This is a genomic window from Armatimonadota bacterium (assembly GCA_039679645.1).
Lineage (GTDB): Bacteria > Armatimonadota > UBA5829 > UBA5829 > UBA5829 > UBA5829.
This window is the reverse complement of record JBDKUO010000018.1, coordinates 1-12,724: the sequence shown is the minus strand read 5'-3', so window position 1 is coordinate 12,724 and position 12,724 is coordinate 1. Positions and strand designations below refer to the sequence as shown.

Sequence of the window (12,724 nt, the reverse complement as noted above, 5' to 3'; positions counted from 1 at the left end):
ATCGAACAGAATTAGCGTTATCGGCAGGTCTCAGATGTCATTACACTTCTGGGAAGCCCTTTCCTGCTAATCCTCACTTCGTGAGTTTCTTGACGATTTGAATTTTTGTGATTATGAGACAGCCTCTCAAGTCTCGAAACACCAAACACCAAGATTTCACTCATACGCCGAGTCACGCGGCTTTCTGTTGGCTTTGCACTTCTTCATATAATGTATCAGGACACAGATCAATTTCACCCGGCCAAGCCACCGTATGTGTATCATGGTCAATATAGACCTTTGCAAACTCAACAGGATCGGCAAGCACTTCAAATACACCCTTACCGACCATATTTGAAAGGTCTACCTCACCTGTTAATCCGTCATCGAACGATAATCTCAATCGGTACTCGGTCAGCGGTTCAACTAACACGGCTTTATGCATAACTGGTCACCTACCTCAATGGTTCTATCCGAATCAAAGGCAATTGAGATTCTGCTAAACTCCAGTTTTTTAGTAGTTCATCTTTGTGTATACTTGCCCACTCCATTACTAAGCCAATAGCTCGTGGGCTAAGCCTCCCTGCGATTATTGATGGTGATTCTATAGCAACTAGAGCCTCTTCATCACCATAAATAGCGTGAAATGCGGAGGTTGATGCTCACGATAATACATATAGATTGCTATACCAAAAAATTCAGATACCCTTGGCATGGCTGCACTCAACTCTCAACTAGAACCGCTTGTTCTCTGCCTATCGCATCCAGCGCAGGGTTGACATCCACCAAATGGCTGGCGAAGCACTTTTTCACGCCCTGAGACTCCATAGCCAGACCCAGCAGCTCAGTGAAGTAGAAGATGGGCATAGTCAGGTCTTCGCCGCGGAGTTTGCCTACGGCTGCCTGTCGCATCTCAAGATTGGTCATACAAAGTGGGCAGGCTGTAACAATGCAGTTCGCGCCATGCTTTTTGGCATTCGAGATAATATCGCCTACGAGTTTGACCACCATATCGCTCTTTGCGATGCCGAAGCTGGCGCCGCAGCACTCATTTTTGAAATACCACTCGACAGGCTCCGCGCCCACCATCTCCATAGCCGTATCCAGACTCTTCGGGTTTTCAGGATCATCAAAGCCCAGGACCTTGGGCGGGCGAATTAACAGACACCCATAATAGCACGCAGGTTTAAGTCCAGGTAGCTTTCGGCTGGTCTTTTCGGCAACCTTTTCGAGAACTTCGGGGAAGGTGAACACTTCCAGAGCCGATTTTACGCCTATCTTGCCTGTATACGGCTTCTCCAGGTCGGAATTGATCCGGTCGCGGAGATCGGCATTTTCTTTCATCTCGACCTCAGCGCCGCGCATGCGGTTATAGCACGCCGCACACGGCGCGATCACATCCAGCCCCATGCTCTCCGCTATCCCGAGGTTTCTGGCGGGCAGGGCTATGCTGAGCTTATGATCGAGGCTGTGAGCGGATGTAGCCCCGCAGCAGTTCCAGTCGGGTATCTCGATCAGTTCGATCCCCAAATCCTCCGCCACCAGGCGGGTGCTCTCATTGAACTCTTTTCCTGTCGATTCCAGGCTGCAGCCTGGGAAATATGCGTATTTCATGAGTTATTAGTCCTCAGTTGTCGGTTGTCGGTTGTCGGTCAAAAACAGATTCCTCGCTGCGCTCGGAATGACTTGATGTGGAGTGTTTGTATATAATTGCGACTATCTGCTCTCCACTTTCAGCTTTCCACTCTGGGCTCTTAGCTCTCCACTCTCGACTCTCCACTACTTTTTAAACAGACCCCGGACCTCGGCAAGCCCTTTCACCCTGCTCGGTATCAGGCCAAGCTTGCCCTTAAGAAACATCTGGATACCGGAGAAAACGTCCGAGAAAAGGTCGCGACTTCTGACCTTGTAGATACCCATAAGGCCGATTTCGTGAGCGCGGCCGTGCCAGGTCACCTGCCTCAGAAACTCTTTGTGAAACTTCAATACATTCGGCTGCTTAATATGCTTGCCCTCTTTGACGGCTAACTGGCGGCAGGCATCCATTACCTTGGAGAGCGCGACACCGCGCGGGCATCGTGTGGCACAGGTCTCGCATCCGGCGCACAGCCAGATAGAAGAGCTTTCAAGCACTTCGTCTTTCATACCGAGCTGAGCCATGCGCATCACCTGATTGGGAGCGATGTCCATGCTGAATGCCGCCGGGCATCCCGCAGTGCATTCGCCGCACTGATAGCAGCTCATAACGTTCTCACCGCAAATCTCAGCGATCCTGCGCTTGAACGTGAGGTCGATTTTGGAACCGGGCGAACCCAGTGGGGATATGTCCTGCTTTGTCTCGGAAGTCAACATACGCGCCTGCCTTAAACTTGTGGAGCAATTTTACCACAGACATGATAGCATTGGAAAGAAAGCAGCGTCAAATCGAGTCCACACGTAACACCGTCTGGCCGACACCTATTTGATCGCCGATTTGCAGCCTGTGCTCCCGCACTCGCTGACCCCTCACCCATAAACCGTTTGTGCTGCCGAGGTCATTGACAGTCCAGCCCGCACCATCCCAGACGATCTCGGCATGGTTTCGGCTGACCATAGTATCCTGCGCAAGAAGCATAGCACATCCAGACTCGCGACCTATCTTAATCAAACCAGGTCCGAACTGAAACAACTGATCCATATGCGGACCACCGATTACAGACAGAGATAGAGTTCCTGCCGCCGTCGGCTGGACAATTGTCTGCTGCGCAGGTGCAGGTGTCGCTTGCGGCTGACTATCGAACCATCTCTGCTGAGGCTGCCCAACTGCACTTGGAGCACTCGAATATGAACCGGCTTTTTGATGAAACCGGAGGTTGAACCGCCCAACTGTAAGCAGGTCGCCGTCCCTGAGCTGAGACGATTGTGTCGCGGTTCCGTTCACATTGACAGTGACTCCAGTCGCGCTCTTCACACTCACATCATTGCTTTGAAGGATAAGGTATGCGTGCTGTTTGGCCACAGACTGGTCGCCAAAGAGAGGAATGTCGGCCAGCTCGTCGCGGCCAATAGTGGTGGTCGGTTTGGTAAGGATAAAGCTCTTGCCCTCCTTTGGCCCGGTGAGGACAGTGACCCAGTTTTGCTTGGCTATATCCTCGACCAAGGCGACCGCCGCGCCTGTCGCAGCACCCATCAGGATAAATCCTACAAAACGGCTCATACTGCCGCCACCGGTCACGAAACAGATCATATCAAACAGGAATCCGCCTGCCGCTCCGCCTAATAGACCGCCGAGCATGCTCATTCGTGCGCGCTGCCATGACCCCATGGCAAACCCGACGCCCATTCCCCCACCCGCGCCAATTACTGCCCAGCCTATTGTCCTGCCGATCACAAGATCCAGCAAAGACATAGTAAAAGCCATTGCGGAAAATACGAGTTGACCGATCATACCGGCGATTGTTCCTGCCATTGCGCCTATTGACACTGCAGTCGCCATCTTGATAATGACTCGTTTGGGTGGTGACGTGAGTTCATCAGCTACGAGAAGAATACCGCCGAGCATTGCAGCAAATGATGCGCCGAGCAGCACCGCGCTGATAAACACATCACTCGAACTGTCGACTGCATTGCCTGTCTCTTCCTTAACCATTGCCGGGTTCATAATCAGAAAGATCATCAGGCCGGCCAATGCGCCTGCGACACTGAGCAATATTAAGCGAGAAATGCGTACGTTTTGCATGCCCTTTCTTCCTAAAGAACAGCCGATAGTCCAGGGGTTGAACCCCGGACGCTGTATTAAGGATATCAATCCTTAACTTGCAATCATGGATCAAACCACATTCAGGGACTCAAGTCCCACATACGTGCGTCGGGGATTAAAATCTCCGACGATCAGAATATGCGCTCAGTTTACTATTTCTGAACAGTTGCGCTCTCTAAAACAAGATAGACCTGACCCTTATTTGTCTTATTAACCCTGCCTGTCACACTGATTTTTGTATCGATGTCTTTCTCGGGATCAAGCGCGACTTTGCCGGTGACGTATATGCAGCCGGTAGAATCGCAAATAGCCCAGTCGCTGCGGGTTACCGGAGGCCCGCCTTTAGTGTTCTGATCATTCGGATCAGGCTGGAAACCTCTGAATGTGCCGGTGATTTGAACCATCCGGCTCTCCATCTCTTTCGCCCGCTTAACAACCTCTTTTACTGTCAATGGAACCAATGCGGCAGTTTTCTTGCCGATTGCAAACTTTGCGCTTACAGCAGGCGGCTTATCGCCCCTTGGAGTCAATTGAGCGCTGACCTTGTAGGTCCCCGGCCCTACTTCCTTGCCCGAATCGTCTTTCTGATCCCATGTGGCCGTGAAGTTCCTGGTTTCGCCGGGATCGAGTGTGAGAGTCGTAACCATTTGCAGATATACTTGATTCTTACTCAGAGTAAATATTTCATGGCCTGCAAGAGTAATCCACATATCAAATTGTTTACTGCTGGGAAATGTATATGTGATGGGTATATCTGTGGCATTGCGGACGGCGAATGTAAACTCAACCGGCGCTCCCAAGGCATTATTCTCAGTCGATGTCTTGACGCCCTGGAGCAGACCGCCGGGATTCGGCTCATGCGCAGGGATCGAAGCCGAACCAAGCACAAGAATCGCTATAATCAGGAACCGTGGAATCATAATTACGCCTCCTGGATCAATTCTTTTCGGGCGCGCCCGATTTTTATTTTATCGCGCCCTTTTACCGGATTCGGAGATCCGGCATTGGCTTTGGGGTAAGGATTCGGAGATCCTTACCCATCAAGACGTCTGCAGTCTTTCAATTCGCTTGCCTATTGCCTGTTACCTGTTTTTGCCTCATCCCAGATGCGGTCCATCTCATCCAGGGAAAGGTCTGAGATTTCACAACCAGCCTGCCTGGCATAATCCTCGATCCGTGTAAACCGGTCTCTAAACTTACCCAGCATCGCACGGAGAGCCTCTTCCGGGTCGATCTCTTCATGCCTGGCGACATTCACTATGGTGAAAAGCAAATCGCCTATCTCTTCTTTGACTTTGGCCTTGTCTCTGCTTGCAATCGCTTCTTTTAGTTCGTGAGTTTCTTCCTCGACTTTGTCAAAGATCGAATGCACATCCGGCCAATCGAAACCCGTCTTAGCCGCTTTCTTGCTCAGCTTGGCAGCACGCATAAGCGCAGGTAAACTCTTTGGCACCCCGTCGAGCACAGACTTCCTGTCTTCATAGCCCGGCTCTGCATGCTTGATCTTGTCCCAGTTTGTAAGCACATCCTCGACACCAGAGACTTGCGTGTCGGCAAATACATGCGGATGCCTGCGCTGGAGCTTTTCGCGAATTACTTTGCATACTCCTGCAATGTCGAACTGCCCGGCTTCGCTTGCTATCTGAGCATGCAAAAGGACCTGAAGGAGCATATCCCCAAGCTCGTCTTCTATCTTTACCTGATCGCCGGTCTCAATTGCCTCGACGACCTCGTAGGTTTCCTCAATCGCGTACTTTCTAAGAGACTCATGGGTCTGCTGACGGTCCCACGGGCAGCCGTCCGGTCCGCGCAGCCTGGCGACAGTCTCAACCAGTTTTGCCCATTCATCACATATTCTGTCTTGCGTCATTACTTCCTCGTATCATTATGTCTTAGCGTCACAACGTCTATTTGCCGGTGCGAAGGAAAACAGTCTCGCATGGCAATTCTTGCAGCAGGCTCTGAGCTATCGCATGGGCAACATGATAATCGCCCGTCGTCTCCCTCATAATCCCAACCACGGCCAGGTCGATCTTGCCCGCATCAAACATCTTCATGAAACCAATGACAGGATCACGCACCCGTTCGATGACATGCTCCACCTTGACACCATACTGCTTGCCGATCCTGCTTGTTTCTCTGGCGGCATCGGCGGCTGCAGCCTCGGCATCAGGCCGAGGAGCATTTATAGGTTCTGTCCGCGGCACGACTATCAGCGAGACCACAGTTATCAATGCGCCCTCACCCCTGGCCAGTCTGCAAGCGTGTTCGAGAGCATGGACCCAGGAGCCTACCGCAGGCACGATAGTATGTCTGGCATGCGCCGTGTTCTCAGCGGACGCCCCCTTGACGAGGGATACTTCAAAACCTGCAGCCTCAACGAGAGACATCGCATCCGATTCGTCCATTCGCGGCACAGATGGATCGGAATCATCAATACTGACGACTGCATAGTCCGCGCCAAGCTGGTCTACAAACTCGATCAATCCCGCAGACTCGGCCCTCACGCGCTCCACATGCTCGAAAACCTTAAACCCCATCCCCGAGACAAGAGCCTTGCCCTGCTCCAGCCTCTGCCGGCCCCTGGTCTCACGGTCAGGCAGTGGAGTGCCTATTGGCATGGACCTGGGAACTTTTATCAGGTCGACAAGGTGCACCTCAATGCTTTGACCTACGGCGAGCCTGCAGGCATGACTGACCGCGCTCTGCCACAAACCCAGCATCGGCACCACAGCCGCAAGCCTCGCTTTTCCACGCTCGGGTATCAACTCCTCAAGTTCAAGTGATGCTCGCGCCTCGGCAACAGTAGCAGCGATTGGAAGCTGTGACCTTACACCGGGAACTTCCTTGCCTATCTCCAGAGACTCAGGAGACAGCGCGGCAACAACTATGCGCGCTTTGCGCTCCTGAATATATCTGAATGCGTCGGCAAATGTTTCGGCTCCTTTGGCTGTAATCTTTACCAGCGCAGAGCAGTCGATTATTATCCCGGTAGGATGGTTCTCCAGCAGCAGCGCAGCGGCAGCCTGTATGGCAGGCCATATGTTATTCTTTATGCTCCCGCGAAGAGTTATTGTATCTTCTCGTGCTTCGATTATCATATGCTTTATTACTTCTCCAGATAGTAGCGTACGTTTGTTACTACTATGCCCGGCATCATCATGAGCGCAATCTTCAAAAACAGCCCGGACTGGCCATGCAACACTTTTTGCCAAAACTTCTTCGGCACAAACTCGGGCAGCACCACGGTGATAACATGACCGGGGCGCTCCTTTTTCGCTTCCTCAAGATATTTAAGCACCGGACCGATCAGTGACCTGTATGGCGATTCCAAAATCACCAAAGGCACACCAAGACCATACATTTCCCATCGCTCGCGAATGAGAGATGTCTCAAGCGGATCGATCTCGATACACAGCGCGCGGCAGTCGTGCGAAAGAGTGCGAGCATATTCCAACGCAGGAAGAATTCCTTTATGTATACCTGATGTGAGCACGATAGCCGTCGACTTAACAGACACAGGTTCCTCGAATGTCTCCTCACTGATCCTGAGCTGATTGCCCAAAGTTATATAATGCTGGTGAATCTTTAGGAAGATCATAACGAGCAAAATGATAATGACGATAGCTATCCATGCGCCAATCACGAACTTGGAAATGCCGACAACTAAAGCTACTGTGCAGGTAATTATACCTCCAAACAGGCTTATCCCCACATGAAGTTGCCACTGTCTCTTCCTTAATCTATATTGCCTGGCAGCCATTCCCCACTGCGACAGAGTAAACGAGATAAATACGCCGACCGCATATAACGGTATCAGCCGTGTTGTCTCGCCCTGAAACCTGATCAGCAGCAAAATCGCGCAGAGACTCAACAGCGTAATGCCGTTGCTAAAAACCAACCGGTCACCTATAGTAGTCAACTGCCTGGGCGCAAAACGATCGCGCGCTATGATTGAGCTGAGCCTGGGAAAATCTTGAAATGCGGTGTTTGCAGCCAGCACTAGAATTGCCATAGTCGCAAACTGGGTCAGCGTATAAAACCATCCTCTGCCGAATACATGGTCCACAAGCTGCGCGACCAGCGTTTGATCCTTTAGAACTTGATAATTCGGAAGATCCTTAAGACTATGCTCGGTAATAAACGCTCCCGGCAGAGCGTGGTAAACGTGACCAAGATACGTGATTCCAAGCACAAGACTTCCCAGAAGAGTCGCCATAATGGTCATTGTGGCAGCGGCGTTTTTTGATTCAGGCGGTTTGAAAGCAGGGACACCGTCTGCAATGGCTTCTATCCCCGTCAACGCCGAACACCCGCTGGAAAATGCCCTGAGTATTACAAACAGGCTCATAGGCGTCAGCACAGGAAGAACATAACTGGCCGGAACGATTTTTTGCACATCATGGAGAACCCATACTTTGAATAGGCCGGCAGCCACCAACACATACAAGCACAATATAAAGATATAGGTCGGCGGAGCAAAGAGCGCACCTGATTCCCTGAGACCTCGTAAATTTGCAAAGGCTACAATCGCCACGGCAATAATGCACAGCTCGACCCGATATGTGCTCCAATCCGGAAAAACGGCGATAATAGCCTGGATTCCTGCTGCAACGCTGACCGCTACCGTTAACACATAGTCTGTAAGAATTGATGCGGCGGCTACCAAGCCAAATCGTACACCCAGGTTCTCTTTGGAAACGATATAACTTCCGCCACCGTGCGGATATGCAAATATTGTCTGCCTATATGATACCGACACGATCCCAACCAGCGCAGCTACGCATATTCCGATCGGCCATGAAACTGCCCAAGCCATGCTGCCTGCAACCGCAAGAGCAATCAAAACTTCCTCAGGACCATATGCAACCGAAGATACGGCATCAGATGAAAACACCGGCAGCGCAAGAAACTTCGGCAATCGCTCGTGTACGGCTCGTGAACTTGCTAACGGTGCTCCAAAAATCAGGCGCCTGAGAAATGCAAACAATAATAGTTACCTCCTGTGTTCTTGTCACAGTTTACACGTTACAATGTCCTTCGTGCAAACTTGGACTATCTCGTCAGATAATAGCGTGAATTGGTTACAATGATATCCTTCATCAGCATCAGTCTGATTTTCAAGACAATGCCGGACTGATTATGCAGAAGCTTGTGCCACCATTTCTTAGGCACAAACTCCGGCAATACAACCGTTATAACGTAATCAGGACGCTCTTTCTTGGCTTCCTCGATGTACTTTACTGTCGGCCCGACAACAGACCGGTATGGGGATTCGAGGATCACCAGCGGAACACCCAACCCGTACTTTTCCCATCGCTCACGCACAAGCGGAGTCTCAGACGGATCGATCTCAATATAGAGAGCCCTGCAATCGTGCGATAGTGACCTGGCGTACTTTAGAGCAGGCCATATTCCTCTGTGAATACCGGCGGTAAGCACTATGGAAGTGGTCTTAGTCTCCACCGGCTCCAGAAGGTCTTCATCGTGGAGCCTGAGCTGCGTGCCGAGTTCGATATAGTGTTGATGGATCTTGAAGAAGACCATCACCAATATAAAGATAATAGCAACCGCCATCCACGCGCCGATTACAAATTTTGATATGCCAATAACCAAAGCTACAGTGCAGGTAATAATGCCTCCAAACAAACTTAAGGCCATCGTGCCCTGCCAGTTCTTATGCTTCAGCCTGTGCTGCCTTACAGCCATTCCCCACTGCGATAGTGTAAACGAAATAAATACACCGACCGCATATAATGGTATCAACCGTGTAGTTTCGCCGTGAAACCTGATAAGCAGCAACACTGCGAACAGACTCAAGAGCGTAATGCCGTTGCTGAATACCAGCCGGTCTCCAACATTGGTGAGCTGTCTGGGAGCAAAGCGGTCGCGCGCAAGGATCGAACTGAGCCTTGGAAAATCCTGAAACGCCGTATTTGCAGCCAGAACCAGGATTGCCATGGTAGCAAACTGAGCGATCGTATAAAACCATCCTCGACCAAAAATGTGATCAATCAGTTGTGCAATTAATGTCTGATCCTTGAGGATTTTATAATTCGGCAAGTTATGAAGATTGTGCTCCGTTATGAATGTACCCGGCAGTGCATGATAGACATGACCAAGATAAGTTATTCCCAACACAAGACTACCGAGGATTATTGCCATTATGGTCATGGTAGTTGCAGCGTTTCTCGATTCGGGTGGTTTGAATGCTGGTACACCATTCGCAATCGCTTCTATACCGGTCAAAGCTGAGCAACCGCTTGAAAAAGCCCTGAGTATTATAAATAAGCTCACAGGCGTCAGCACAGGAAGAGCATAGCTGGCCGGAACGATTTTATTAACGTCATGGAGAACCCAAACCTTGAAGAGTCCGACACCCACCAAGACATATAAGCATGATATGAAGACGTATGTTGGAGGAGCAAAAAGGGCACCCGACTCCCTTAGACCTCGAAGGTTTGCCAACGCCACGATTGCCACGGCAATTACACAAAGTTCAACACGATACGTGCCCCAATTCGGGAAAACAGCGATAATAGCCTGAATGCCGGATGCAACGCTGACAGCAACTGTGAGCACATAGTCAGTCAACAGTGACGCCGCTGCAACCAAACCATATGGTACGCCCAGGTTCTCCTTGGCAACAGTGTAGCTGCCGCCGCCATGTGGATATGCGTGGATTGTCTGTCTGTATGAAATCGAAACGATAGCAATCAGCGCAACTATGCATATTCCAATCGGCAACGAAATCGACCAAGCGGCACTACCGATAATCGCTAGCGCTATCATTACTTCCTCTGGGCCATAAGCAACCGAGGATACAGCGTCTGATGAAAAAACAGGCAGCGCAAGGAACTTTGGCAAACGCTCATGCACAGCACGTGAACTGGCTAATGGCGTTCCAATGACAAGGCGCCTGAGAAATGAAAACAAATCTCTACCTCCACAATCCCAACAAAACAAAAAAATGATCACCAGGCACGACCGGCACTGGTGAACCTCAATAGTCTAGCACTACGCGAGATAATTGTCACGCGGATGGTGAGGTGTTCAAAGGCTCCATTCTTCCTAGCAGGCCATCGATAAGTCCCTTAAAGGCATACCATAACTTAACAGCTCTATGATCCTCAAACATAATCAGCAAAATGATCTGTTTTATGCGGGTTTTTGTCATACCGACAAGCCACTGACGTTCATATCGCCAGAATTCCTTTATCATGGCAACGTAATTGCGACTGATGTAATACTGGCGCTCAATAGACATATGAGGAGATATCAGCTTTCTCCCCAAAATTGAATGCCACCGGGGACTGCCAATAGCATGCTCTATCAAGGGTTCGCGAGTCAACATCACGCGAAACCCCATTCTCAAGGCTCTCAGGCAATATTCGTCGTCCACATAATCTATAAAAAAGTCTTCCCTGAACCGACCTATTGCGTCAACGGCCTCCATAGACATCAAACTGCCGGAAGTTATTACTGTCTTTACATCCATCGCAGCGCTGCCGCAGAATGAGTCCTCCGGCATGAGAGGCAGGCCGGTCAACTTATCATTGAAGTTGGCCCCCATAACAGCAACTTTGGCATCATTCACCGACTCCAGGGCCAGCGCATATGCCGAAACAGCCGATTCGGCAAGCAATGTATCCTGGTCCATTGTCAAAAGCCAGGCATAGCCATGCTCCCTTGCCCATTCCACAGCCTGATTGAGAGCCGCTGCGATTCCGACATTTGATGTATTGTGGATTATATCGGCTCCGGTCTGGCTGATAGTCTCCGCAAGGATATCAGACTCATGTTCATTCGAACCGTTGTCCACAAGCAAAATCTTATCTACCTGGCGAGCTATAACACATACTCTGCTCGACAATTCGGAGTCGGGATGATACGTGATGATCGCTGCGCATATATTTGTCTTATCGGGTATCTGCATACTCAGTAACGTTTCCCCGCTCTTCCAACAATTCCGTCAAACGCACCTAAAATCGTCTTCCACAGCTTATCTACTCTTTTTTCCTCGAACATCAGAAAGAGTATTACTTCCTTTGTCTTTATTACACCAAGATCAAACAGCCATTTCGGTTCTTCCCGCCAAAAGTCCTTGATAAGGAAAATGTAGTTTCTACTCAAATAATAGCGTCTGCTGGATGGGTGATGAGAAGTGATAAGTCTGCGGCTGAGAAATTTATGATAACGCGGCGCGCCGATTGTATGCTCTATAAGGAATTCCTTGGTAATGAGATTGCTAAACCCATTCTTCCTTGCCCTTAATGAAAACTCCGCATCCAGATAATCTATATAGTAACGTTCGCTGTACATGCCTATTGTTTTTGCGGCCTCAATAGAAACAAGAGTGCCGGACGTTATCAGTGTCTTTACTTCCAGGGCGTCTTTATTGGCAAAAACATCAGCTTCAATATATGGTTCGCGCGTCAATGGGTCTTTCATATTCGAGCCGATCATGCATATTTTCAAGTCGGGAAACGATGTGAACGCTTTTTTGTATGATTCTATAGCCGAATCCAATAGCGTCGTGTCCTGATCCATTGTCAGAAGCCAGTCATAACCCCTTTTTGAAGCCCAATTATAGCCTGTGTTGAGTGCGGCAGCAACGCCGAGGTTGTCATTATTCCAAACGACCTCGGCATCTATCTGGGAGGCAATCGACTCTATCATCTTTTTCTGATCAAGATCGGATGCGTTATCGACAATCAGCACCACGTCGACCTGCGCGCTGAGGCTTTTAACTCTTTGTGGAAAATTGTTGTCGGGGTGATATGTAACAACAACAGCGCAGATATTTGATTTGTCAGGAGTCGGAACCATATGTCTGCACCATGCAAAAAGAGGTTGGATTCCTCCAACCTCTTTATCTTCTTTGAAAACTAAATAGTGCAAGCGAGTTTAGTTATGAGCATCGACCTCGGATACTCCGGCGATTTGAATCTTGTTCTGGCCTAAGCCAACCGTTCAAACCACACTCTTATCCTTAGAAAGGAGGTG

12 protein-coding genes are annotated in these 12,724 nt (G+C 49.8%); all 12 read right to left on the bottom strand.

Annotated elements, in window-relative coordinates; all coding sequences use genetic code 11:
* Window positions 1-172 precede the first annotated feature (172 nt).
* The gene (locus ABFD83_04065; GenBank protein ID MEN6356241.1) at window positions 173-424 is read right to left on the bottom strand and encodes a DUF2442 domain-containing protein; all 252 of its coding nucleotides are present in this window, start codon (window positions 422-424) and stop codon (window positions 173-175) included.
* A 10-nt stretch (window positions 425-434) separates the two neighbouring features.
* Window positions 435-569 (bottom strand): DUF4160 domain-containing protein, encoded by a 135-nt coding sequence (locus tag ABFD83_04060; GenBank protein MEN6356240.1) that lies wholly within the window; start codon window positions 567-569, stop codon window positions 435-437.
* A 133-nt stretch (window positions 570-702) separates the two neighbouring features.
* Window positions 703-1,593 (bottom strand): CoB--CoM heterodisulfide reductase iron-sulfur subunit B family protein, encoded by an 891-nt coding sequence (locus tag ABFD83_04055; GenBank protein MEN6356239.1) that lies wholly within the window; start codon window positions 1,591-1,593, stop codon window positions 703-705.
* A gap of 165 nt (window positions 1,594-1,758) precedes the next feature.
* On the bottom strand, window positions 1,759-2,331 hold the full coding sequence (locus ABFD83_04050; GenBank protein ID MEN6356238.1) for a 4Fe-4S dicluster domain-containing protein: 573 nt from the start codon (window positions 2,329-2,331) through the stop codon (window positions 1,759-1,761).
* Between the two features lie 67 nt (window positions 2,332-2,398).
* Window positions 2,399-3,697 carry an FHA domain-containing protein gene (locus tag ABFD83_04045; protein MEN6356237.1) on the bottom strand — a complete coding sequence of 433 codons (1,299 nt, stop codon included), beginning with the start codon at window positions 3,695-3,697 and terminating at the stop codon, window positions 2,399-2,401.
* Window positions 3,698-3,870: 173 nt separating this feature from the next.
* Window positions 3,871-4,638, bottom strand: a complete 768-nt coding sequence (locus ABFD83_04040) for a BsuPI-related putative proteinase inhibitor (protein ID MEN6356236.1) — start codon at window positions 4,636-4,638, stop codon at window positions 3,871-3,873.
* Window positions 4,639-4,790: 152 nt separating this feature from the next.
* Entirely contained in the window at window positions 4,791-5,588 is a 798-nt protein-coding gene (gene mazG, locus ABFD83_04035; GenBank protein ID MEN6356235.1) for a nucleoside triphosphate pyrophosphohydrolase, read from the bottom strand.
* Between the two features lie 37 nt (window positions 5,589-5,625).
* Window positions 5,626-6,819, bottom strand: coding sequence for a universal stress protein (locus ABFD83_04030; GenBank protein ID MEN6356234.1), 1,194 nt, complete (start codon window positions 6,817-6,819; stop codon window positions 5,626-5,628).
* Between the two features lie 8 nt (window positions 6,820-6,827).
* A complete protein-coding gene (locus ABFD83_04025) occupies window positions 6,828-8,708 on the bottom strand; it encodes an APC family permease (GenBank protein ID MEN6356233.1) in 1,881 nt (626 codons plus the stop codon).
* A 65-nt stretch (window positions 8,709-8,773) separates the two neighbouring features.
* Entirely contained in the window at window positions 8,774-10,510 is a 1,737-nt protein-coding gene (locus ABFD83_04020) for an APC family permease (GenBank protein MEN6356232.1), read from the bottom strand.
* A gap of 241 nt (window positions 10,511-10,751) precedes the next feature.
* Window positions 10,752-11,654 carry a glycosyltransferase gene (locus tag ABFD83_04015; protein ID MEN6356231.1) on the bottom strand — a complete coding sequence of 301 codons (903 nt, stop codon included), beginning with the start codon at window positions 11,652-11,654 and terminating at the stop codon, window positions 10,752-10,754.
* A gap of 2 nt (window positions 11,655-11,656) precedes the next feature.
* A complete protein-coding gene (locus ABFD83_04010) occupies window positions 11,657-12,547 on the bottom strand; it encodes a glycosyltransferase family 2 protein (protein ID MEN6356230.1) in 891 nt (296 codons plus the stop codon).
* Window positions 12,548-12,724 lie beyond the last annotated feature (177 nt).

Excerpts from the sequence above, each read along its gene's own strand:
- ABFD83_04065 (MEN6356241.1), bottom strand. The coding sequence starts at position 424 with ATGCATAAAGCCGTGTTAGTTGAACCGCTGACCGAGTACCGATTGAGA.
- ABFD83_04055 (MEN6356239.1), bottom strand. The coding sequence starts at position 1,593 with ATGAAATACGCATATTTCCCAGGCTGCAGCCTGGAATCGACAGGAAAA.
- ABFD83_04050 (MEN6356238.1), bottom strand. The coding sequence starts at position 2,331 with ATGTTGACTTCCGAGACAAAGCAGGACATATCCCCACTGGGTTCGCCC.
- ABFD83_04045 (MEN6356237.1), bottom strand. The coding sequence starts at position 3,697 with ATGCAAAACGTACGCATTTCTCGCTTAATATTGCTCAGTGTCGCAGGC.
- ABFD83_04040 (MEN6356236.1), bottom strand. The coding sequence starts at position 4,638 with ATGATTCCACGGTTCCTGATTATAGCGATTCTTGTGCTTGGTTCGGCT.
- mazG (MEN6356235.1), bottom strand. The coding sequence starts at position 5,588 with ATGACGCAAGACAGAATATGTGATGAATGGGCAAAACTGGTTGAGACT.
- ABFD83_04030 (MEN6356234.1), bottom strand. The coding sequence starts at position 6,819 with ATGATAATCGAAGCACGAGAAGATACAATAACTCTTCGCGGGAGCATA.
- ABFD83_04020 (MEN6356232.1), bottom strand. The coding sequence starts at position 10,510 with ATGATAGCGCTAGCGATTATCGGTAGTGCCGCTTGGTCGATTTCGTTG.
- ABFD83_04015 (MEN6356231.1), bottom strand. The coding sequence starts at position 11,654 with ATGCAGATACCCGATAAGACAAATATATGCGCAGCGATCATCACGTAT.
- ABFD83_04010 (MEN6356230.1), bottom strand. The coding sequence starts at position 12,547 with ATGGTTCCGACTCCTGACAAATCAAATATCTGCGCTGTTGTTGTTACA.